The 22,467-nt window shown below is 67.1% G+C and carries 20 protein-coding genes, 1 pseudogene and 1 riboswitch; of the genes and pseudogenes, 11 read left to right on the top strand and 10 right to left on the bottom strand.

Features of this window, described 5'->3' with window-relative positions; translation table 11 throughout:
* Positions 1-17 precede the first annotated feature (17 nt).
* Positions 18-761, top strand: a complete 744-nt coding sequence (locus HNW77_RS13375) for a cobalt-precorrin-6A reductase (RefSeq protein WP_172158253.1) — start codon at positions 18-20, stop codon at positions 759-761.
* A gap of 116 nt (positions 762-877) precedes the next feature.
* Here the strand turns inward: HNW77_RS13375 and cobJ are convergent, their stop codons facing one another.
* The 8 genes from cobJ to HNW77_RS13335 all read right to left on the bottom strand — a co-directional run bounded on the left by cobJ (position 878) and on the right by HNW77_RS13335 (position 10,103).
* Complete coding sequence (gene cobJ / locus HNW77_RS13370; RefSeq protein ID WP_172158252.1) at positions 878-1,639, bottom strand: precorrin-3B C(17)-methyltransferase; 762 nt, start codon at positions 1,637-1,639, stop codon at positions 878-880.
* Positions 1,636-2,361 carry a precorrin-2 C(20)-methyltransferase gene (locus HNW77_RS13365; RefSeq protein ID WP_172158250.1) on the bottom strand — a complete coding sequence of 242 codons (726 nt, stop codon included), beginning with the start codon at positions 2,359-2,361 and terminating at the stop codon, positions 1,636-1,638. The genes cobJ and HNW77_RS13365 overlap by 4 nt, the downstream gene beginning before the upstream one ends.
* Entirely contained in the window at positions 2,358-2,999 is a 642-nt protein-coding gene (locus HNW77_RS13360; RefSeq protein ID WP_172158248.1) for a precorrin-8X methylmutase, read from the bottom strand. The genes HNW77_RS13365 and HNW77_RS13360 overlap by 4 nt, the downstream gene beginning before the upstream one ends.
* Complete coding sequence (gene cobG / locus HNW77_RS13355; RefSeq protein ID WP_172158247.1) at positions 2,996-4,237, bottom strand: precorrin-3B synthase; 1,242 nt, start codon at positions 4,235-4,237, stop codon at positions 2,996-2,998. The genes HNW77_RS13360 and cobG overlap by 4 nt, the downstream gene beginning before the upstream one ends.
* On the bottom strand, positions 4,234-7,605 hold the full coding sequence (gene cobN, locus HNW77_RS13350; RefSeq protein WP_172158245.1) for a cobaltochelatase subunit CobN: 3,372 nt from the start codon (positions 7,603-7,605) through the stop codon (positions 4,234-4,236). The genes cobG and cobN overlap by 4 nt, the downstream gene beginning before the upstream one ends.
* A 26-nt stretch (positions 7,606-7,631) precedes the next feature.
* Positions 7,632-8,684: a cobalamin biosynthesis protein CobW gene (gene cobW / locus HNW77_RS13345; protein WP_172158243.1), complete on the bottom strand. Its 1,053-nt coding sequence runs from the start codon at positions 8,682-8,684 to the stop codon at positions 7,632-7,634.
* 5 nt (positions 8,685-8,689) lie between these two features.
* The gene (locus HNW77_RS13340; protein ID WP_172158241.1) at positions 8,690-9,079 is read right to left on the bottom strand and encodes a DUF1636 domain-containing protein; all 390 of its coding nucleotides are present in this window, start codon (positions 9,077-9,079) and stop codon (positions 8,690-8,692) included.
* A gap of 149 nt (positions 9,080-9,228) precedes the next feature.
* Positions 9,229-9,458, bottom strand: a riboswitch (cobalamin riboswitch).
* 39 nt (positions 9,459-9,497) lie between these two features.
* Positions 9,498-10,103 (bottom strand): histidine phosphatase family protein, encoded by a 606-nt coding sequence (locus HNW77_RS13335; RefSeq protein WP_241694472.1) that lies wholly within the window; start codon positions 10,101-10,103, stop codon positions 9,498-9,500.
* Between the two features lie 95 nt (positions 10,104-10,198).
* Here HNW77_RS13335 and HNW77_RS13330 point away from each other — a divergent pair, with 95 nt between their 5' ends.
* Positions 10,199-10,420 (top strand): CbtB domain-containing protein, encoded by a 222-nt coding sequence (locus HNW77_RS13330; protein ID WP_061275445.1) that lies wholly within the window; start codon positions 10,199-10,201, stop codon positions 10,418-10,420.
* Between the two features lie 118 nt (positions 10,421-10,538).
* Here HNW77_RS13330 and acuI read toward each other — a convergent pair whose 3' ends face one another.
* On the bottom strand, positions 10,539-11,528 hold the full coding sequence (gene acuI, locus HNW77_RS13325) for an acrylyl-CoA reductase (NADPH) (protein ID WP_172158240.1): 990 nt from the start codon (positions 11,526-11,528) through the stop codon (positions 10,539-10,541).
* 305 nt (positions 11,529-11,833) lie between these two features.
* Between acuI and HNW77_RS13320 the strand changes: the two genes are divergently transcribed.
* From HNW77_RS13320 to HNW77_RS13310, 3 genes are all read left to right on the top strand, one after another.
* On the top strand, positions 11,834-12,685 hold the full coding sequence (locus HNW77_RS13320; RefSeq protein ID WP_172158238.1) for a nitroreductase family protein: 852 nt from the start codon (positions 11,834-11,836) through the stop codon (positions 12,683-12,685).
* Between the two features lie 141 nt (positions 12,686-12,826).
* On the top strand, positions 12,827-13,918 hold the full coding sequence (locus HNW77_RS13315; protein WP_172158236.1) for a branched-chain amino acid aminotransferase: 1,092 nt from the start codon (positions 12,827-12,829) through the stop codon (positions 13,916-13,918).
* Positions 13,919-14,127: 209 nt separating this feature from the next.
* Positions 14,128-14,526, top strand: a complete 399-nt coding sequence (locus HNW77_RS13310) for a hypothetical protein (protein WP_172158235.1) — start codon at positions 14,128-14,130, stop codon at positions 14,524-14,526.
* Between the two features lie 97 nt (positions 14,527-14,623).
* Here HNW77_RS13310 and thiC read toward each other — a convergent pair whose 3' ends face one another.
* On the bottom strand, positions 14,624-16,465 hold the full coding sequence (gene thiC, locus HNW77_RS13305; protein WP_172158233.1) for a phosphomethylpyrimidine synthase ThiC: 1,842 nt from the start codon (positions 16,463-16,465) through the stop codon (positions 14,624-14,626).
* A gap of 395 nt (positions 16,466-16,860) precedes the next feature.
* Between thiC and ade the strand changes: the two genes are divergently transcribed.
* The 6 genes and pseudogenes from ade to HNW77_RS13275 all read left to right on the top strand — a co-directional run.
* Positions 16,861-18,561 (top strand): adenine deaminase, encoded by a 1,701-nt coding sequence (gene ade / locus HNW77_RS13300; protein ID WP_172158231.1) that lies wholly within the window; start codon positions 16,861-16,863, stop codon positions 18,559-18,561.
* A gap of 22 nt (positions 18,562-18,583) precedes the next feature.
* Complete coding sequence (locus HNW77_RS13295) at positions 18,584-19,450, top strand: tyrosine-type recombinase/integrase (RefSeq protein ID WP_172158229.1); 867 nt, start codon at positions 18,584-18,586, stop codon at positions 19,448-19,450.
* Positions 19,443-20,147, top strand: a complete 705-nt coding sequence (locus HNW77_RS13290) for a hypothetical protein (RefSeq protein ID WP_172158227.1) — start codon at positions 19,443-19,445, stop codon at positions 20,145-20,147. Before HNW77_RS13295 ends, HNW77_RS13290 begins: the two co-directional genes overlap by 8 nt.
* Positions 20,144-20,962: a segregation/condensation protein A gene (locus tag HNW77_RS13285; protein WP_172158225.1), complete on the top strand. Its 819-nt coding sequence runs from the start codon at positions 20,144-20,146 to the stop codon at positions 20,960-20,962. The genes HNW77_RS13290 and HNW77_RS13285 overlap by 4 nt, the downstream gene beginning before the upstream one ends.
* Before the next feature lie 620 nt (positions 20,963-21,582).
* Positions 21,583-22,158 (top strand): energy transducer TonB, encoded by a 576-nt coding sequence (locus HNW77_RS13280; RefSeq protein WP_172158223.1) that lies wholly within the window; start codon positions 21,583-21,585, stop codon positions 22,156-22,158.
* Positions 22,159-22,246: 88 nt separating this feature from the next.
* Positions 22,247-22,467, top strand: a pseudogene (locus tag HNW77_RS13275) (MotA/TolQ/ExbB proton channel family protein); the annotation flags it as partial.

The raw sequence follows: 22,467 nt of genomic DNA, 5'->3' as shown, positions 1-22,467 counted from the left end.
CAGGCGGGAAGGAAAAGATGCGGGTTCTGGTTCTGGGCGGCACGACGGAGGCCCGCCAGCTTTATGCGGCGCTGGAGCAGCGTATGGACCGTTTTAAGGTCACCGTCTCGCTGGCAGGGGCCACCCGCGCGCCGGTCCTGCCCGCGCTTGAGGTGCGCATTGGCGGCTTTGGTGGTGTGGATGGCCTGCGCAAGTGGCTGCTGGTCCACCAGATCGATGCCGTGCTCGACGCCACCCATCCCTTTGCCGTGCAGATGAGCAATCATGCCGTTGCCGCCTGCGCGCAGGCCCATGTGCCCCTGCTGCGCGTGGAGCGCCCTGGCTGGACGCCTGTTGCGGGTGATCGCTGGACCCGCGTGTCCGACATGCAGGCCGCAGCGGGCGCGCTGGGCACGATACCGCGCCGCGTGCTGCTGACCGTGGGGCGCAAGGACCTGCTGCCCTTCCACCATGCAGGCCCGCATGACTGGCTGCTGCGCTGCGTGGATGCACCTGACCCGGCCCTGCTGCCCGCGGGCACGCGGTTGCTGCTGGCCCGTGGCCCGTTTGATGAAGCAGGCGAGGAGGCGCTTTTGCGCCGGGAACGGATTGATGTGATCGTGACCAAGAATTCCGGCGGTACGGCAACACAGGCCAAGCTTGCGGCAGCCCGCAGGCTGGGCCTTGGCGTGATCATGGTGGATCGCCCGCCCGTGGCCCCGGCCGGGACGGTGACGGATGCCACTGCTGCCATGATGTGGCTGGAAAGCCTGTCGGAATGATGTGGAAAACCTGCTCACGAAAAACCCTGGGATCATAAGAAGTTTTTGGTGAAGCTTTTTTCAAAAAGCTTCGAAAAGACACCGCCTTTTTGAAAAAAGGCGGCACCCGAAAACTTTTATTCCGTTTTTTCTACCCGCCGCGCGGTGTAGAGCCATTTTTCCCCGTTTGCCCGCTCAATGGTGTGGGTGAGCGGGCAGCCGATCAGCACCAGCGTGCTCATATCCACCTGCTCGGGGTCGGCATGGGCGATGTCGGTCAGGATCACGCGCTCATCGGGGCGGCCAATGGCACGGGCAAAGGCAACCGGCACGGAACCGGGCAGGATGGTGCGCAGCAGGTCGAATGCCTCGCCCAACTGGTGCGGGCGGGCCTTCGAGCGCGGATTGTACAGCGCCATCACCAGCCCGGCCTGTGCCGCCGCTGCCAGCCTTTTATGCACCACCGCCTGCGGCTTGAGGTTGTCAGACAGCGAAATAACGCAGAAATCCCCCCCCAATGGCGCACCCAGCCGGGCGGCTGCGGCCAGCACGGCGGAGACACCGGGAATGACCACGACATCCACCCCGCGCCACGCAGCGGGGCCGTGGTCAATCGCCTCGAACACTGCACTGGCCATGCCGAACACGCCCGCATCGCCGCCGGACACGACCGCAACCGTGCGTCCTGCCAGCGCCAGTTCAATGGCGTGCTGCGCGCGTTCAAGCTCCACGCGGTTGTCACTGCCATGGCGCACCACGTCGGGGCCTGCCTGCACGCGGGCCACGTAGGGCGTGTAGCCGATCAGGTCGGTAGCCTGTGCAAGGGCGGCATCGGCCTGGGGCGTGCGCTGTTCCGGGGCCCCCGGGCCAAGACCCACGACAAAGATGCGGCCACTCATCGCGCGCCCTCCCGCCCCGGCACGAGAATGATGGAGAAATAGGGGGCAGGGCCGGTCATCTCGGTCAGTTTCAGGCAGCGCTGGGCGGGCTGGCTGGCGCGTTCCACATAGATCGCGCGCGCCTCGCGCCCGGTGCGGCGCAGGGCGGTGCGCACTTTTTCAAGGTTGCGGCCCAGTTTCATGATCACTGCGGCATCGGCCTTTTCCAGCCATGCCACCAGAGCCTCCTCATCCAGCGTGCCGGGAATGACGCACAGCACGTCATCACCATGCACCATGGGGCGCTGTGCTGCCGACCAGCAGCCGCTCATGGCGGTGATGCCGGGCACGATGGTGCACTCGAATCGCTCATGCAGCCGGTCGAACACATACATCGCCGAGCCGAACAGGAACGGATCGCCCTCGCACAGCAGCGCCACGTCGTGGCCTGCCTCAAGGTGGGTCGCGACCCGTGCCGCGCAGTCATCATAGAACTGGCCCATGCGCATGAGGTACGCGGGGTCGCTGACCGCAATCTCGGTAGTGAACGGGTAGGCGAAGCGCAGCGTGGTGGCGTCGGGGCCAATCATGTCGCCTGCAATCTGGCGGGCATGGCCGGGGCGGTCGTGGCGGCAGAACCAGCCCACCACCGGGCTTTCACGCAGCAGGCGTACTGCCTTGATGGTCATGAGTTCGGGGTCACCCGGCCCCATGCCGAGTATGGACAGGCGGCCCGTGCTCATTCCGTGTCACTCGCCAGCGCGTTGACGGTGGCCGCCGCCATGGCGCTGCCACCCAGCCTGCCACGCACGATGATGAAGGGCAGGTCGCCGAATTCGGCCAGCGCCTCCTTCGATTCGGCGGCCCCCACAAAGCCTACCGGCATGCCGATTACGGCCGCCGGGCGCGGCGCGCCCGCGCGGATCATCTCCAGCAGGTGGAACAGGGCGGTGGGCGCATTGCCGATGGCCACCACGGCCCCGGCTAGGTCATCCCCCCACAGGTCCATCGCGGCGGCCGAGCGGGTATTGCCGATCTGCTTTGCAATCCCGGGCGTGCGCGGGTCGCGCAGGGTGCAGATGACCGGGTTGTCGGCGGGCAGGCGCGCGCGGGTCACGCCATGGGCCACCATGTTGGCATCGCACAGGATGGGCCTGCCTGCCTTCAGCGCCGCCTGCGCGCTGGCCACGAAATCGGGCGACATGCGCACCGCCTTCGCCACATCCACCATGCCGCAGGCATGGATGATGCGCACCACCACGCGGGCTTCGGCCTCACTCAGGCCGGCAAGGTCGGCTTCTTCACGGATGATGGCAAAGGACCGGGCATAGATCGCCGCCCCGTCGTGAATGTAGTCGTACGGTTCCGTTTGCGCGGTCATGCCGGTTGGGTTCTCCCGTTCCGTGGCGTGGTCAGGTTGCGGGGCCAGTCCCGCATGATGTGCTGTATCTGTGCCAGCGAAAGCCCGTTGTCTACAGGCGTATCAGCCGCCCGGCCATGCGGGCACAGGCCATAGCCATCCACCTGTGCCACCAGCGTGATGTCGGCAGGGGCCGGATGGGCGCAGCCCTTGGGGCAGCCCGATACGTGCAGCGTGGTTTCAGGTGGCAGGTCAGGGGCCAGCAGATCAGCATCGGCAATCACGTCACGCGCGGCGCAGCCACAGCCGCGCGTGCCGATGCATGCGCTGATGCGCAGGCGCGGGTCATCGGGCTGCGTGATCAGGCCGGGCAGGGGCGGGGCCGTGGTGCAGTCTTCAAACGTAGCGCAGTCTTCAAATATGATCGCGCGCAGGGGGGCGATGCGCATGTGGCCGTTGCCTGCCTGCACGCTCCATTGTGCCACGGCGTCGAGCAGGCCAGCCGCCATCGGGCCGGGCGGCAGCACGGCGCCCGTGGCGTGGCCGGGCAGGGGGCCGGCAAGGCAGGGCGCATGTGCCGTGGTGGCGGGGGCTGCCTGCGTTGCCGCGCATTGGCCCAGGCTGGCGAAGGCCCGCATGCCAAGGGCCGGGTCGCGCAGGGGGCGGCCACCGAGGCCTGCCAGCGCATGGGCCAGGGCCAGCACCGTGGGGGCAATGGCGGCAGCCGGGCAGGGCAGGGCGCGCGCGCCGCACACCACCAGCCAGCCTGCCCCTTGCGCGCGCACCACGATATCCGCCCGCAGCGTGCCCGCGGGCACGTACCCCCCGCATTCCACCGCAATCACGAACTTGGCGGGCAGGCCGCGCAGGGTTTCGGCCCCGGCCAGCGTGGCATCGAGCGCTTTGATGATGGCGGGGGCATCGGGGGCGGCACCGGGGTCGATACCGGCAAGGGGGGAAAGCAGCAGGCCGCGCCTTGCCTCGGTTGCGGCGTCCGTGCTGGCCAGGCCCGCATCCGCCATGTCGCGGGCGAAGGCGCGGGCGCTGTCCGGTGTCAGGCCGCGCAGTTGCAGGTTGCCCCGGCTGGTCAGTTCAATCAGCCCGTTGCCATGCGTGCGGGCGGCGCGCGCGATGGTGTGGGCCTGCGGGGCGGACAGGCGGCCAAGCGGCGGGCGCACGCGCACCAGCCAGCCATCGGCGGCCTGCATGGGGGTGTGCAGGCCGGGGCACCAGCCGCGCACGGTGGGCGCGGTGGTCATGGCGTGGAGGTGTCGAGCAGCATGCCCGCGCTGTTGCTGCGCGGCCGCCACAGGTCGCGGCGCAGGGCATCGGCCATCAGGCGGCGGATCGCGGCATGGGCATCAGGATTGGCCTCAAGCAGGAAGGCATTCATCTCCGGGTCATCGAGCAGGTGGGTGAAGGCGAGGTCGAACTGCCGGTCGAAGCGCGCGGGCACGGTGGCGGCAAAGCCGTGCAGCGCCTCCACGCCGCGCGCGATCTCGCCCGCTCCCCGGTAGCCGTGGCGGCGCATGCCCGCAAGCCAGGCCGGGTTGGCCAGCCGCCCGCGCACTACGCGCGCCACCTCCTGCACCGTGCCGCGCAGGCGGGGGGCGTCGGGGCGGGATGTATCGCCATGCACGAGGCGGGGCGCCGCGTTGCCCAGCAGGTGGGCCGCCGCCGCCATGCCGCCCTCGTGGGTTGCCATGTCCACGCTTTCAAGGATGTCGGTCTCGGCATGGTCGTGCACATGCAGCAGCACGCCTGCCTGCGCCATGCGCCCGGCGAGGATATCAGGGGCCTGCTGGCCCTCGCGCCCGCCGCCATAGGTCCACGCCGAGCCATCAAGCCACGCCTGCCCCAGCGTGCCGCGTTCGCGCCACTGGCCACTGGCCAGCACATCTTCCACCCCCGTACCATAATTGCCCGGCGCTGCGCCAAACATGCGGGCGGTGGCGGCATGCAGCGCTGCGCCTTCAAGCCCGTTGGTGCTGGCGGCCAGCGGGTTGAGGTCGGGGGCCTCGAACGTGCGGGTGGCAATGGCCTGCACCGCCTGTTCAAACAGCGCGATCTGGCCGGGGAATGCATCGCGGAACAGCCCCGACAGGCGCAGCGTCACATCCACGCGCGGGCGGTCGAGTGCTGCCATGGGAATGACCTCGATGCCGCTCACCCGCCCCGATGCGCCATCCCATACCGGCCTTACGCCCATCAGCAGCAGGGCCAGCGCCAGGTCCTCGCCGCCGGTGCGCAGGCTGGCCGAGCCCCACAGGTCGATGACCAGCGCGCGCAGCGGCTCGCCCTGGTCCTGCAGGTGTTCCTCCAGCAGCAATGCTGCCGTGCGCTCGGCCAGCACCAGGGCCGAACGTGTGGGAATGGCGCGCGGGTCCATGGCATACAGGTTGCGCCCCGTGGGCAGCACGTCGGCCCGGCCCCGGGTGGGGGCGCCCGCGGGGCCTGCGGGCACGAACCGCCCGTCAAGGGCCGAGAGCAGGGCCGCCGCCTCCGCCGCGCCGCAGGCGTGCAGGCGGGCGGGCAGGTCGGCGGGCGCGCTTTCGCCACAGGCGCGGGCGATGGTATGGGCCAGTTCCGCTGTCCGGGTGGGGGGGCGGCCAAAGACATGCAGCCCGTCGCGGATCTGGAGGTCTTTCACATCGCACAGATAGGCATCGAGCCGGGCGAGGGCTTCATCCTCGTTATCGGCGCGGGCGATGCCGCCTTCATCCAGCAGGCCAAGGTCGTCGGCGCGTTGCAGGATCTCGCCGCGCAGGATGGCGCCGCGCCTGCGGTCCAGCCCGTCGGCTGCGGCATATTCATCAATCAGGCGTTCGAGTTCGCCCGTATCGGCGCCTGCGCTGCCCATGGCCGCGATGGGGGGTGTCATGTGGCCGATGGTCATGGCGCCCAGCCTGCGCCGTGCTGCCGCCGCCTCGCCGGGGTTGTTGACGATGAAGGGATAGATCACTGGCAGGCCACCGACCAGCACCGAGGGCCAGCACGCAGCCGAAGGGGCAGCCGCCTTGCCCGGCAGCCATTCCAGCGTGCCATGCGTGCCCAGATGCACCATGGCGTCCAGCCCGCAGCCGTGGCGCAACCACAGGTAGAAGGCCACATAGGCATGGCGCGGCGGGGTGTCGGGGTCGTGATAGCCGCCATGGCGGTCGGTTGTCGTGCCCCGGTCGGGTTGCAGCGCCATCAGGATATGGCCCGCGTGCAGGTGGCGCAGGGTGAACTGGCCGTTGCGCACGGCGGGATCATCCTCTGGCGCACCCCAGCAGGCGGCAAGCTGGTCGCGCAGGGCCTGCGGCAGGCCCTCGAGCCACTGGCGATAGGTCGCAACCGACACAAAGGGCGTGGCTTGCGCGCGGGCCAGCGCGTGCGCCAGTTGGTCCGCCGTGGGTCTGTCACCCGTGTCATAACCTGCCGCGTGCAGCAGGCTCAGGATGTGTTCAAGGCTTGCAAAACTGTCCAGCCCCACCGCATGCGCCGCCTGCCCGGTGGGGGCGCCCTGCGCGCCGGGATAATCGGAGAGGATGATGCCGATGCGCCGCTGGCCGGGCAGTTCATGCCCCAGCCGCGCCCAGCCCAGCGCGCGGGCGGCGGTGAGCGCAATGCCCTGCGCGCAGGGTTCGTGGCGGGCGGGCAGGCCGGGGGTGGTGTCTTCCTTGAAGGAGATGGGGAAGGCGGGGATGCGGCCATCAAGTTCGGGCAACACCACCTGCATGGCCAGGTCCGCCTGCGACAGGCCGCGCAGGCTGTCGCGCCACAGGTCGTGGGGAATGCCGGGCTGCTGCACCTGCAGCACCGGCACGCCCGCCACATCCAGCGGGGACTGGTTCTCTGCCCCCGCGCGTGCCGAAAAGAAGGTGGCGTTGATGATGACATCCGGCGGCGTCTCCACCAGCCGGGCCGCGACAAGAGCCGCCGAGTCCGGGTTCTTCAGCGAGGTGACATAAACAAGGTCCGCCCCCATGCCGTGCTGCTCCAGTTCAGCAGCCAGTGCCGTGATGGGCGCGATATCGGCGGCCAGCAGGTGGGCGCGGTAGAAGACCACCATGGCGCGGAATTTCAGGGCCGGGTTGGCGGCATGCAGCACGCCTGCAGGTGGCAGGGGTTCGGGACCTGCGCCATCATCCGGCCCGCGCCCGGCCATATGGGCCATGAGCCGCAGGGCGGTAGCGGTGTTGGTGGCCCCCCCCGTGCGCAGCAGGCTGTCGAGCCGGGTGCGAAGGGCATCGGGCACGGTGGAGCGTTCGGCAAGGCGGGGGTCGTCGCGCCCGTCGCCTGCCAGCAGTACCAGCGGAATGCCTGCCTGCTGGCAGGCACGGCTGAGTTCCTCCACCCCGTAGCGCCAGTACTCCAGCCCGCCAAGCAGCCGCACCACCACGCAGCGCGATTCCATGATGGTATCGGCCACGTACAGGTCGATCGACATGGGGTGGCGCAGGCGGGACAGCGTTGCGGTACGCAGGCTGGCATCGGGGGCGGCACCCGCCGCATGGGCGGCGTTGAGGCACAGCAGGTCGCTGTCCGAAAAGGACAGGAACACGATATCAGCCGGGGCGTGGCCGAGATCCTCGGCCTGATCGGCTTCATCGAGCGTGCGGACCTCGCGTGCCAGCAGGTGCATGATGCGGCTCCCCGTGTGCCCGGTGTCTAGCCCTGTGCCAGTGCTGCTGCAATGGCGATCTGATCCAGCCCCTTCTGGCCGATCACCACAAGGTTGCCGGTGCGTGGGCCATCCTTGGGCACGGGCTGGTCGAACTGGTGGCGGAAGCGGCTGCCCACCCCCTGCACCGCCAGCCGCATGGCCTTGCCGCGCACGGTGGCGTAGCCCTTCATGCGCAGGATGTCGTGCTGTGCCGCCAGTGTTTTCAGCCGCGCGATGAAGTCTTCCACGCTGTCCTGCTCGGGGATGGGCAGCACGAAGCTCTCGAAGTCATCATGCTCGTGCTCGCCGCCCTCGGCATCGTGGTGCGAGGGGCGGGCGGCCAGGTCGTCTTCCGCCGCCGCATCGAGGCCGAGCAGCACGGCGGGGTCCACCTTGCCTTCGGTTGCACGCACCACCTTGACCGCGCGCGGGATCTCGGCGCGGATCGCGGCCTCGACCCCGTCGGCCTGCGCGGGCGTCATGAGGTCGGTCTTGTTGAGCACGACCAGGTCGGCGCACAGGAGCTGGTCCTCGTACACCTCCGCCAGCGGGTTGTCGTGGTCGAGCGAGGGGTCGGCGGCCTGCTGGCGGGCGACTTCGGCGGGGTCATCGGCAAAGCGGCCCGCTGCCACGGCGGGGCCGTCAACCACGGTCACCACGCCATCAACGGTCATGCGCGTGCGGATGCTGGGCCAGCCGAACGCCTTGAGCAGCGGCTTGGGCAGGGCCAGGCCGGAGGTCTCGATCACGATATGGTCGGGCGGGGTCGCGCGGTCGAGCAGGGCCTCCATGGTGGGCAGGAAGTCGTCCGCCACGGTGCAGCACAGGCAGCCATTGGTCAGTTCGACAATATCCTCGTCCGTGCAGCCTTCCACGCCGCAGGCGCGCAGCGTGTCGCCATCAATGCCCAGCGTGCCGAATTCATTGACCACGATGGCAATGCGCCTGCCTTTTGCATTGGCCAGCACGTGGCGCAACAGCGTGGTCTTGCCCGCGCCCAGAAAGCCGGTGATGACGGTAACGGGCACCTTGGCGCGGGCCGTGGCGGCGGTGTTCATGGCGGTCAGACTCCGGAAAAGAGGGATGCGGGAAAGCGGCCGCGCACCATGTCGCCCAGGCTTGCGGGCCTGCGCGAGGGCATGACGGTGCCCTTGGCGGATGCGGCATAGGCGTCGATATAGGCCAGCAGGTCATCTGCCTTTTCGGGGCCAAGGTTGGCCAGCAGCCAGCCCCATTTGCCCGGCGTGGCGATGACGGCGGTGCAGCCATCGTTGCACGCGGCAAGGCAGGCGACCTCATGCACCACGATGTTGGCATTGCCTTCGGCCAGTGCGTGCATGGCATCGTGCAGTTGCCTGCCCTGCGGGTTGTCCGATGCGGGCAGGCCCCGGCGGCAGGTCACGCACACATGCAGGTGCACGGCAGGTGTCTGTGGCGGGGGGGAAGTGGTCATCTGGTCCGTGCCCTTTCGCGGCGCTGCCGCGCGGGCGGCAGGAAAAGCGGGGTGCGCGGTCATGCCCCGCCCGGCAGCTACGTTGCCCGGTGGTGGCCACTCGCGTGCCGGGCACCCCGCCGGCCATGCGATCGAATACGGTTTCATGTCCCGCACGGGCGGGGATGGCAGGTCTCCTGGCTTGTGGCGAAGGGCGCGGCGGGCCACACCCTCAATATCCGGCAGCCTTCCCGGCCCTCATGGGGCCAGTGGCGGGGCCGGTGCGGGCACCGGGCCGGAGTCGACCACCTACAGTTGCGGGGGCAGCGACGGAATTGCCCTTGGGCGCACCGTCTTCCCTATTCTCCCTGTCGGGGGAACCATCAGCGGCCGATCTAGCCGATTGCGGGGCGCGCTGTCAAAAAAAGCACGGCCGGTTTCAGGGCCAGGGCGCGCCGCTCGTGGCCAGCCGCCATGTGGCGTGGCGGGTGAGCACCGTGCGCGTCAGGGGGGCGATATCCAGCCGCGCCATCATGGCGCCATCACCGCCCAGCGCCGCGATGGCCAGGGCGCGGATGGTCGTGGCTTCGGCCAGCACCAGCATGCGCGCGGGCGTTGCGGGGAGGGCGGCCAGCCAGGCGCCCGCGCGGCGCAGCAGCGAGTCGCGGCTTTCCCCCCCGGGCGGGGCAAAGCTGGCATCTCCCACCCAGCGGGCCAGATCGGCAGGGGGCAGGACCTTGAGCGACAGCCCGTGCCATGATCCCATATCAGCAGCATTCAGGGCGGGTGCGGCTTCGTAGGCAGCGGCCCCGATGATTTTGCCCAGGGCCGGTGGCGCAAAGAGGCAGTCGGCTGGCGGCAGGGTGTCCATGAAGCGCGCGGGCAGGGTGGGAGCCGCGTCACGCACGGGTATGATGCCCCGGCGCAGGTCATCGGGCGCGGGCAGGGCGATGCAGGTCAGCGTCTGGTTCATGCCGCCCTGCGTGACCCGAAAGGGTGGGGCGAGCAATGGATGATTGACCTTGCCGGTCGATTTTGAAACCATGGACGCTGATCCGGTAACGCGGCAAGGGCATTGCATGCCGCCCTGTCATGCCATACTGCTCCGGGTCGAGCATGATCCATGGAGTTTTTTTCAGCATGAGCCAAGACACATCCGTCCTGTCCGCCAATATTGCCGCCCCGCCGGTTGCCATCCCGGTGCGCGACCTGCTGCCGTGGGGTGTGTTCGGGCTGGTTCTGGCCTCGCTGCTGATCTACTTCGTCGGCGCGGAGCAGGGGGCGACTTCGCTCATCTCCGGTCATTACGTGCATGAATTCGTGCATGACGGCCGCCATCTGCTCGGCTTCCCCTGCCACTAAGGGGCGCGGGGCCCCTGCCCCGCATGGCCAGATGTGAAGAACGGCAGGCGCCCCGTGTGCCTGCCGTTTTTTATTGCCTGAAGGACTTTTGAAAAAAAGCGGCGCCCAAAAACGTCTATCATTTTGGATCGGTGAGGTGGATGACCGTCCGCCCCCTGATATGCCCCGCCAGCAGGCGCGGCGCGAGGGCGGGCACCTCGGCCAGGGTGGCATCATGCAGCATGCTGTCCAGCCGCGTGGGGTCTATGTCACGCGCCAGCCGCGCCCAGGCCGTCATGCGGCGCGGGCGGGGGCACATCACGCTGTCGATTCCCTGCAGGCGTACATTGCGCAGTATGAAGGGCGCCACCGTCAGCGGCAGCGCCATGCCCCCGGCCAGCCCGCAGGCCGCCACCGTGCCGCCCAGCGTAATCGAGGCGCACATCGTGGCCAGAACCGCGCCGCCCGCCACGTCGATCCCGCCAGCCCAGCGCGCTTTTTCCAGCGGCCTGCCGGTCGGGGCCAGCGCCTCGCGCGGCAGCACTTCGGCAGCACCCAGGCTGGTCAGATAGGCCTGAAGCTGCGGCCGCCCGGTGACCGCCGCCACCTGATAGCCCAGTTGCGCCAGCAGCATCACGGCCATGCCGCCCACGCCGCCGCCCGCGCCGCTGACGATGATGGGGCCGGAGGCAGGCGTCAGCCCGCCCTCTTCCAGCGCCATGACGCACAGCATGGCCGTAAAGCCCGCGGTGCCGATTCCCATTACCTGCCGCCCCGACAGGCCCGCCGGGTGCGGCAGCAGCCACCGCCCCGGCAGGCGGGCCATGCGGGCAAGGCCGCCCCAGTGCTTTTCCCCCAGGCCCCAGCCGGTGGCCAGGACCTGATCGCCGGGGCGGAAGACCGGGTCATCGGAGTGGAGCACGCGGCCTGCGAGGTCGATGCCCGGAATCATGGGAAAATGCCGCACCACCGGCGCGCCGTGCATGATCGCCAGCGCATCCTTGTAGTTCAGGCTCGACTGCGCGATCTCGACCGTTACATCGCCCTGCGGCAGGCTTGCGGGGTCGACCTGCTCCAGCCGGGTGGTGGTCGCGCCATCGGTCTGGCGGATCATGAGGGCCTCGAACATGCGAACGGGTTTCCTTGCAGGGGTGAAAACAGGGGGCGTGTGGGGGCCTTCATGCCCTCTTTTAGGTGTTTCTTCCTATTTACAGCCGTGTGATTTCGCATGAACGTGATGGGTGTTCTGTCGTAAATGGCTGATCTGTAAACAAGTTTTCAAAAAATCGGGCCATGCGCAAAAGGCGTTGTGTCATGAGCAGACCGTAGATTGAAAATGCGCAGGGCAGGTGTGAGATCGCCGCGCTACCTGTGGCGGTTGCGCTGTGGTGTGCTGCTTTTTCAGCCAGCATTGCACAGGCAGGAGGCATGCCTATGTCCGACAGTACCGTTTCTTCCTTTTCCGCCCAGTCCTCCATGAACGCGCTGTGGCAGGCCCGTTACGGCACGAAGCCGCCCGCGCAGCCGCTGCCCGAAAGCCCGGTGGCGCGCAGCCTCATGGCGCATCGCTCCGTGCGGCATTTCAGCCCCGCCCCCCTGCCCGAGGGCGTGGTGGAGGCGGCGATTGCCGCAGCCCAGTCGGCCTCGAGTTCATGCAACCTGCAGGCGTGGAGCGTCATTGCCGTGCGCGACCCCGCGCGGCGCGCCCGGCTGGCCAGAATTGCAGGTGATCAGGCTTTCATTGCGCAGGCGCCGCTGTTCCTGGTGTGGGTGGTTGACCTGTCGCGGCTTGAGCATGTGGGCCATGCGCAGGGCCACGCATTGCCGGGGCTGGACTGCCTCGACACATTTCTGGGCGGCGTGGTGGATACGGCGCTGGCCGGGCAGAATGCAGCAGCGACGTTTGAATCCTACGGGTTGGGACTCGTGTACGTGGGCGCCGTGCGCAACCAGCCCGAGGCCATTGCCGCCGCGCTTGGCCTGCCACCCCGCACGGTCGCGCTGTTTGGCATGAGCGTGGGCTACCCCGACCGCGCAAGGCCCACCCCCATCAAGCCCCGCCTGCCGCAGGCCATGGTGCTGCATGAGGAACGCTACAACCCCGCCACGGCCACCGATGAAGCCAGCATCAACGCCTATGACGCCTTGCTTGCGGCCAGCCGCGCGGGGGGCAAGGCCTGGAGCGCAAGCGTGGTGGCGCGGCTGGGTGATGTGAGCGCACTCCATGGCCGCGAGCAGTTGCCCGCTGCCCTGCATGCCCTGGGTTTTGTGCTGGGCAAGGCGTAAAAGCAGGGGTCATGCGCATGGGGCGGGGTTGACCGGGGCAATGTTCTGGTGAACTTCTGATGTGGTTGCCCGCGGCTTGAGGCGGGCAGGGGCGCGCTCCGTATGGCGCGCCAGCGCCATGATGAAAGAGAAATAACGGCTATGGACAGCGCCACTTCCCTTCCCTTCACGCTTTCACCAACCGCAACGCCGGTCTCACCCGAGCGACGGGCGGAAATTCTGGCCAATCCCGGTTTCGGGCGTGTCTTTACGGACAACATGGTCGTGATCCGCTACCAGGAAGGCAGGGGGTGGCACGATGCCCGCGTGCAGCCTTATGCGCCGTTCACCCTCGACCCCGCTGCCGCCGTGCTGCACTACGCGCAGGAAATCTTCGAGGGCATGAAAGCCTACCGCACGGCGGAAGGGGGCATTACCCTGTTCCGCCCGCAGGCCAATGCCGCGCGCTTTCGCAAATCGGCCGAGCGCCTGGCCATGGCCGAACTGCCCGAGGACGTGTTTGTCGAGGCCGTGCGCCAGCTCGTGCGCGTGGACCATGCCTGGGTGCCGGGCAAGCCTGATGAGAGCCTGTATATCCGCCCCTACATGATTGCGAGCGAGACCTTCCTTGGCGTCAAGCCCGCGTCGGAATACCTGTTCATGGTCATTGCCTCGCCCGTGGGGGCATATTTCGGGGCGGAAGCGGTGAGCGTGTGGGTGTCCGATTTCTGTCGCGCCGCCCCCGGCGGCACGGGTGAGGCCAAGTGCGGCGGCAACTACGCCGCAAGCCTGCTGGCCCAGCAGGAAGCCAAGGGCCATGGCTGCGCGCAGGTGCTGTTCCTCGATGCGGTCGAGCGCCGCTGGATCGAGGAAATGGGCGGCATGAACGTGTTCTTCGTATTCGATGACGGCTCGGTTGCCACCCCGCCGCTGACCGGCACCATCCTGCGCGGCATCACCCGCGATTCGCTGCTCACCCTGGCGCGTGAGATGGGCCTGAGTGTGCGCGAGGCGCCCTATGCCATCGACCAGCTTTATGCCGATGCCGCATCGGGCCGCCTGAAGGAAGTGTTTGCCTGCGGCACGGCGGCCGTGGTCTCGCCCATCGGGCGTTTCCGCAGCCACAAGGGCGAGGCGGTGATTGGCGATGGCACGGGCATCGGCCCGGTGACCGAGAAGCTGCGCAATGCCCTGATCGGCATCCAGCGCGGCACGGCGCCCGACACCCATGGCTGGGTGGAAAAGGTGATCTGAAACCAGAAGAAGTTTTTGGTGAAGCTTTTTTCAAAAAGCTTCGAAACACGCCGCCTTTTTGAAAAAAGGCGGCACCCGGAAACTTTTATCTTTCTTCGGTGTCCGGGTCCGGGCATTGGCATTGAATGGACGGGTCATGCCATAAGGCGTGGCCCGTTTTTGATTGAAGATGACCCACGGGCGGCAAAGGGGCTGGAGGCTACGGCACGATGAATGCAGGCGAGATGAATGTGACAGGGCAGTGGGATGGCCAGTTCAGCTACCCGCGCATGTTGCCGCCGGAGTTTTTCTCCGCCTCCCTGTTTGAAACTGCTGGCGCCATTGGCGGCACGGTGACGGAGCGTGCCGCCTCAGGCAAGGCGGGAGCGGAATGTTTCGTCTCGACCGTGCGCGGCGTGCGCCATGCAGGCGAGGTGCGTTTTACCAAAACCTATGAGGGTGGCCCCCGGCGGCATGTCGTGCTGTACGCAGGCAGGCTGAGTGCCGATGGTACCGAAATCGAGGGGACATGGCGGATTGAAGGGTCCTGGTCCGGGCGTTTCCTCATGATCCGCAAGGATGGCGGCGCGGCGGTGGCCGTGCAGCGGGAGGCAGTGGCCTCCCTTTAAGCCCTGTCTGCAAACATCCGCTCCATAAAATCCTGACAGAAGTTTCTGGGTGCCGCCTTTTTTTCAAAAAGGCGGCGTTCCTGATGAAGCTTTTATCTTATTCCGCAGGTGTCGCGGCCTCATCCACCGGCACGTAAAGCCGGTTGCCATGGCTGCGGAACTCTTCCTTTTTCTGTTCCAGCCCGGCCATGCGCTCGGCATTGGCCTTGAGGTCGTGGCTGATGCGCATGGAGCAGAATTTGGGGCCGCACATGGAGCAGAAATGCGCGTTCTTGTGTGCTTCGCGCGGCAGGGTCTCGTCATGGTACGAACAGGCCGTATCGGGGTCGAGCGAGAGCTTGAACTGGTCGTTCCAGCGGAAGTCGAAGCGCGCGCGGCTGATGGCGTCATCGCGGATCTGCGCCGCCGGGTGCCCCTTGGCCAGGTCTGCCGCGTGGGCTGCGATGCGGTAGGTCACCACGCCGACCTTCACGTCATTGCGGTCAGGCAGGCCGAGATGTTCCTTGGGTGTGACGTAACACAGCATGGCGGTGCCGAACCAGCCGATCATGGCGGCACCGATGCCCGATGTGATGTGGTCGTAGCCCGGCGCGATATCGGTGGTGAGCGGGCCAAGCGTGTAGAAGGGGGCCTCGCCGCATTCGCGTAGCTGCTTTTCCACATTGACCTTGATCTTGTGCATGGGCACGTGGCCCGGCCCCTCGATCATGACCTGGCAGCCCTTGGCCCAGGCAACCCTGGTCAGTTCGCCCAGCGTTTCGAGTTCGGCGAACTGGGCGGCGTCATTCGCATCGGCAATCGAGCCGGGGCGCAGGCCATCACCGAGCGAGAACGAGACATCATAACGGCGCATGATGTCGCAGATTTCCTCGAAATGCTCGTACAGGAAGCTCTCGCGGTGATGGTGCAGGCACCACCCGGCCATGATCGACCCGCCGCGCGAGACGATGCCGGTCACGCGGTTGACGGTCAGCGGCACATGCTGCAACCGCACGCCGGCATGGATGGTGAAGTAGTCTACGCCCTGCTCGGCCTGCTCGATCAGCGTGTCGCGGAAGATGTCCCATGTCAGGTCCTCGGGCACGCCGCCCACCTTTTCCAGCGCCTGGTAGAGCGGCACCGTGCCGATGGGCACCGGGGCGTTGCGCAGGATCCAGTCGCGGATGTTGTGGATGTTGCGACCGGTCGAGAGGTCCATCACCGTATCCGCACCCCAGCGGATGGACCAGACCATCTTCTCCACTTCCTCCGCCACGGAGGAAGTCACGGCGGAATTGCCGATATTGGCGTTGACCTTCACCAGGAAGTTGCGCCCGATCACCATCGGCTCAAGCTCGGGGTGGTTGATGTTGGCGGGCAGGATGGCCCGGCCCGCCGCGATTTCCGATCGCACGAATTCAGGGGTCACGAAGGCGGGGATGTCCGCGCCGAAATCCTCGCCATCGGCGCGGCGGTCTTCGGCGCCGTCGACCATGGTGGCGCGGCCAAGGTTCTCGCGGTGGGCGGCGTAGATCATCTCCTGCGTGATGACCCCTGCGCGCGCGAACTCGTATTGCGTGACCATCTGGCCTGCGCGCCCCTCATGCACCACATGCGGCGCGGGGCAGGCGGGGACCAGGTTCTCGCCTTTGGCAAAGCCGTTATCTTCCGGGCGGACAGCGCGCGGCCTGACGGCAGGCAGGCCACGGGTTACGATCCATGGCGCGCGGACGGGTCTGAGTCCCTGGCGCACGTCGATGTGGATATTGGGGTCGGTATAGGGGCCGGAGGTGTCATACACGCGCACCGGCGGCTCGTTGGCGCTGGGGTCGAGCGCGATTTCACGGAACGGCACGCGGATATCCGCATGCCCCTCGGGCGATGACCAGACCTTGACGGACCCCATGATGGGGCCGGTGGTGACATGGTCGGGAGATGAAGGCGAAGCGACGGTGGTCATGACAGTGCTCCTCGCGTCCTCTCTCCGACAGGGGGTATGGAGAGAAAACCGGGGATGCCGCGCTTCATGCGGGCGGCCGCGTGCCGGGGGCAGGCGGCGTGTTGCCGATTGTCCGCACCAGTCCCTCCGCCGGTATGAGCCGGATCAGGTTCCCCGGAGCGCACAATGCGCCCGGAAGGGTCTCCGCGCGCATGGCTGCCCATGCCAGCGGTCTCTCAGCCCCTTGCCGGGACTCCCCTTGGTCCGGTCAGGATCATCAATCCCGTCCTCCTTGTCAATCATGCAGGCAGGGCCGGGCGCGCCGGGCCTGAAAAAGAATTCGTGTGCCGATTTGCCAGCCGCGCCGTTGTGATAGAGTGCGGGCAGACATCATTTTTATGGGGAAGCAGGACAGAATGGCAGCAAGCACGATTTCCAGCCGGATTGCACAGGGTAGCGGGCGCGTGGTGGCTGATACCGTCATCCGGAATGTGCGCCTGTTCGATCTGGTCACGGGGGAACTGCTGCCAACCGATATCGCCATCTGTGGCGACACCATTGTCGGCACGCTCGACCACTACGAGGGCACGAACGTGATCGAGGGCCATGGCCGCATTGCCGTGCCCGGTTTCATCGATACGCACCTGCATGTCGAATCCTCGCTCATCACGCCCTTCGAGTTCGATCGCTGCGTGCTGCCCCATGGCGTGACCACCGCCATATGCGACCCGCACGAGATGGCCAACGTGCTCGGCCGCCCGGCGCTGGACTACTTTACCGAAGCTGCCCTGCGCACGGTCATGGACCTGCGGGTCAACCTTTCAAGCTGCGTGCCCTCCACCCACCTTGAAACCTCGGGCGCCACGCTGGGTGCCGCCGACCTGCTGGCCTATCGCGACCACCCCAAGGTGATCGGCCTGGCCGAGTTCATGAACATCCCCGGCGTGCTGAATGGCGACCCGGTCTGCATGGAAAAGCTGGAAGCCTTTGCCGGTGGCCATATCGATGGCCACGCCCCGCTGCTGCGCGGGCGCAGGCTCAATGGCTACCTGAGTGCCGGCATCACCACCGACCATGAGGCCACCACGGCGGAGGAAGCGCTGGAGAAAGTGCGCAAGGGCATGATGGTGCTGATCCGCGAAGGTTCGGTGTGCAAGGACCTGCGTGCACTGGTGCCGCTGCTCAACCCGGTCACATCCCCCTTCTTCGCCTTCTGCACCGACGACCGCAATCCGCTTGAAATCGCGCATGAAGGCCATCTGGATTACCTGATCCGCCTGGCCATCTCGCTGGGCGTCGAGCCGCTGGCCGCCTATCGCAGCGCCTCGCTCAGTGCGGCCAACGCCTTTGGCCTGCGCGATCGCGGCATGATCGCGCCGGGTCGGCGTGCCGATATCGTGCTGCTGGATGATTTGCGCGAATGCCGCGTGTCGGATGTGATCAGCGCGGGCCGCCTGGTGGATGATGCCCTGTTCGCCGCCCGTGAGGTCATTGCCCCCGTGGGGCTGGAGAGCATCAGCCTGCCCGCCCCGGTCAGTGCTACAGACATGGAAATAAAGGGCAGCGGCACGCAGCGCCCCGTCATCGGCCTGCTGCCCGGCCAGATCATCACCCCCTTCCTGCATGCCGACCTGCCGGTCGTGGATGGCATCGTGCAGCCAGACCCGGCGCAGGATATCGCGCGCATCTGCGTGGTGGCGCGGCATGGGCATAATGACAATATCGGCCGGGGTTTTGTTAAGGGCTTCGGGCTGTCTGGCGGGGCGCTGGCCTCGTCGGTGGGGCATGACAGTCACAATATCTGTGTGGTCGGCATGAACGATGCCGACATGGCGCTGGCGGTCAACCATCTGGAAAAGACCGGCGGCGGCTTTGTGGTCGTGCGCGATGGCAAGGTGGTGGCCGACATGCCGCTGCCGGTGGCGGGGCTGATGAGCGATGCGCCGTTCGAGACCGTGCGCGACCAGCTTGAAGTGCTGCGCGCCGCCGCCCGTGCGCTGGGCTGCCAGCTTGATGAGCCGTTCCTCCAGCTTGCCTTCCTGCCGCTGCCGGTGATCCCGCACCTCAAGATCACGGATTTCGGCATGGTGGATGTCAACCGGATGGAACTGGTCTGATCCGGCCAGGCGGGAATTGCCCATGACCACGCCACAGGATACCCCCACGCGCGAGGCCACGGCCACCCTGCGCGCCTATCGGGCGGACTGGGTGCATTTTACGCAGTGGTGTGCCGAACACGCCATTGCCCCCATTCCCGCAGCGCCTGAGGGGGTGGCGGCTTACCTGCGCAGCCTTGGCACGTTTGCCCCCGCCACCATTCGCCGCCGCCTTGCCGCCATTGGCAAGATGCATCGTTTCAACGGCCTGGCATGGGATGTCGCGCATCCGCTCATCCGCGCGGCACTGGCCGAGATGCTGGAGCAGGCCCGCCGCCCCGCACCGCCCCCCGCCGTGGTCACGCCCGCCATGCTGCGCGCCATGTCCGAACGCTGCACCGATGGCGTGCGCGGCCTGCGGGACCGCTGCCTGCTGCTGTTTGGCTTCGCAGGGGCGCTGCGCCGTTCGGAACTGGTGGGGCTGCAGGTGGAAGACGTGCGCCTTACCCCGCAGGCCGTGATGCTGACGGTGCGCGATAGCCACGAGGCCCCCACCATCGCGCTGCCTGTGGCGCAGGAGCGCATGTTGTGCCCGGCACTGGCCTTTACCGCCTGGCAGCAGGTGGCGCACCGGCAGACCGGCCCGCTGTTCCGCGCCATCTCCAAGGGCGAGCGCGTGGGCGGGCGGGCACTGACCCCTTATGCCGTGACCCGCATCCTGCAACGCCGGGCGCTAATGGCCGAGGTGCCGCCCGCCACCGTGGCCCGGCTCAGCGCCCATGCGCTGCGGGCGGGCTTCATTGTCGAGGCCCTGCGCCATGGCATGGACGCCACGGCCTTGGGCCAGCGCACCCGCTACCGTGATCCGCGCGCCCTGCGCCCCTATGCGGACCTGCTTGCCCATGACTGAAACCCTGCGCCTGCCCTGGGCCGACCTGCCGCCCGCGACATCGCGTGAGGAGGAAGGCCCCGCCGCTCCCGCCCGTCGCCCGCCCGCGCGCCGGGGGCGGCGGCCACTATCCGCCTGGCCCGCGCCCGCAGGTCCGCTGCCATGGCAGGCATGGCACCTTTTGGTGCATGGGCCTGACGCGGGCATGGCGGCCTTTGCCACCGAAGCCGCCGGGCCGGGACTGATTCCGTGGCCGTTCGATGCGGAGCGGGTGGAAGAAGACATGTTCGCGTTGGCCATCGGGGCCAATACGCCCGGATCGGGCCGGGGGGGGCTGTCGGTGGAAGGGTGCCGCATCCTGGCCCGCCAGTTCCGCGCGGCGGCGGAGGCGCGCCATGCCCGCCTCGCCCTGCGGCCTGACGGCGCCTGCCCGCTGGATTTCAACCGCCTGGTGCCCGTGCCCGATCGCATCGTGCACCTTGGCGCGACCCACCCCGATGCCCGCGCCTGGCTTCTGGCCAACTGGGGCGTGGTGGAAGCGCCAGCCCAGGTGGCACTGGTGCCGGGGCGCAAGGCGGGCAGGCGGCTGCCGCGCGGGCATCGGGCCGTGGTGTATGGCTTCTTTACCCGTGGCGGCATGCCTGCGCCCGTGGTGCGCCGGATGGAGGAGCATTACCCCGCGCTGACCTTCCGCCTGACCGCGCGGCCCCTGACATGACCGGCCAGACCGACCTGTTCGACCCCGCCCGGCCCGGCGCTGAGCCGGTCATCATGCTGGAGGCGTATCAGGGTGACCTGACGCATCTGGTGCAACTGGTCCATGCGCGTGAAATCGATCTGACCCGGCTTGATATCGTGGGCTTGATCGACCAGCTGGCCGAGGCCGCGCGGGCGCATGCCGCCCTGCCGCTGGGCATGAAGGCGCAGTGGGTGGTCATGGCGTCGGGCCTGCTGCTGCTGCGCTCGCGGCTTCTGCTGCCCGCTGATGATCCGCGCCAGCAGCAGGCGGCGCAGGAGGCGCAGGACCTGCGCGCGCGCCTGATCGCGGCCGAGCAGGCGGGGCACCTGGCGGGGTGGCTGGCGGCGCGTGCGCAACTCGGGCGCGATGTCCATGCCTTTGGCGGCGCACAGCCTGCCGCCCTGCAGGACGAATCGGCTGCATGGGAAGTAGACCGGATCGAATTCCTGTGGGGTTGCCTTGCGGTATTTGATGGCAACTGGGGCGCCATGCCCGAGCAAACACCCTTTTATGCCCCGGTGCAGCTTGACCTGTTTTCAGTCGAGGAGGCGCGGGTACGGGTGCGCGCCTGCCTGGCCCGCGCGCGCAGGCCCGTGCCGCTGGACCGCATGCTGCCCGATTCCGTCCGGCATGGGGCAGAGGGCGCGCGGCGCACGGGGCTGCGGCGTTCAGCGTGGAGCAGCACGTTCACCGCCTGCCTCGAAATGGTCAAGCAGGGCGAGGCGCTGGCCTACCAGCCCGGTCCCGATGCGCTGCCCCGTTTTGGCAACGTGGCGCATGATGGCCCGGCCTGAACCGTTTTTGGAAAGAAACCAAGGTGGTGAAGGCAGACTGTTGCGCGCTGTACTGCGGATACGGCCCATTCATATCGAATATGTAATATGCTGTGATGTGGTAGGCCCGCATGAGTGTGAATGGATTTTTCTCTCATTTTTTTAACACTTTGCTTGACTGGATTTTTTTTTTGATCAAGCTGGAAGGAACGGTTTTTTGTTTGGCTGCCATGTGGCTGGCACACAGCTTCATGAAAGGTCTTCTGCCATGGAGAGGTGGCCTGACCGGCGGCAGGTTCACATAAAGATATTTCATATAAGATCAGGGTTGATTTCGAGATGTTAATAATGTTTATGGATAAAACGTGATGAATGAATGGCTTGGCTTGTCAGGGCAGGATGCATCCAGTGTCCGTGCATTGGCGTATGGACTGCCGGAGGCTACGACTGTCATGCTTTTCCGTTCCGCCGGGAAAGAGGATTATCGTGCTTCAGGGTCAAGCCGGGGAGAACAAGGCGGATCGCATCAGTCGTTTCGTAGAAATCTGGTCATACTCCCGTAGTCAAATTGGTGAAATCAGAACATCCAGAACAAATTCTGTAATAATCCTTCCTAAAAACTATGCCGTTCTGAGTGAGGTATGGGTATGACGTATGCGGAACAGAGTGATAACACACTACAAAAGGTAATCGTTTTTGCCCTCGTCCTGGCATTCGAGGGGCTGCTGGTGCTCGCGCTTCTGTTCGGGCTCAGCTCGCCGCCAGATGCGCCCCAGGAGCCGCCCAAGCCCCCGGTCGAGGTGCATATGATCAAGGAGCCACCGCCGCCGCCGCCGCCGATGAAGGTAACCCACGAGAAGCCGCCCAAGGCCATGCCGCCCGCAAGGGCGACGCCACCGGCTGATGCGCCCGTCTCCAACGCGCCGCCCGTGCCCGATCACTCGGCAGGCACGTCGCCGCTGAACCATGTCGTGCCGGAATATCCGGAGGACATGTCGGAAGAAGGCCGTGAGGGCGTCGTGTCCGTGGCCTGTGACGTGGAGCCGACCGGCGTGACCAGCAACTGCCAGGTGGTCAGCGTTAAAGGTGGCCAGGCATTTGCCGACGCAGCCCTGAAGGCGGTTCGCCGTTCGCGTTATGCGCCGGCAGTCAAAAATGGTGTGCCCGTCAAGGAGTTCCACCATCTCTATACGATCACGTTCAGTCTGAACGACTGAGCCTGAGTGTTAGGTCAGGCGCGGCGGGGGCCGGCAGCACCCCGCCGCATCGCGAAAAAAACATCCTGCTCCAGAGGATTTTGGTTAAATGATCAGACTGCATCGTAAACACACTCTTGTTGCCTCGGCCGCGTTCGCTGCCATGCTGTGTGCTGCCTCGCCGCTTGCGGCGCTGGCGCAGGATGCCGCCCCGGCCGCGAACGATGCGGCCACGGCTCCGGCGGTTTCCGCTCCGCCCACCGATGGCGCTGGCGCACCTGCAACCCCGGCCCCGGGCGCCGACGCCCCGGCTGCTGAAGCCCCTGCTCC

Origin of the sequence: Komagataeibacter melomenusus, from assembly GCF_013155395.1 — a bacterium.
GTDB classification, from domain to species: Bacteria; Pseudomonadota; Alphaproteobacteria; order Acetobacterales; family Acetobacteraceae; genus Komagataeibacter; species Komagataeibacter melomenusus.
This window is presented reverse-complemented; position numbering and strand designations above follow the sequence as displayed.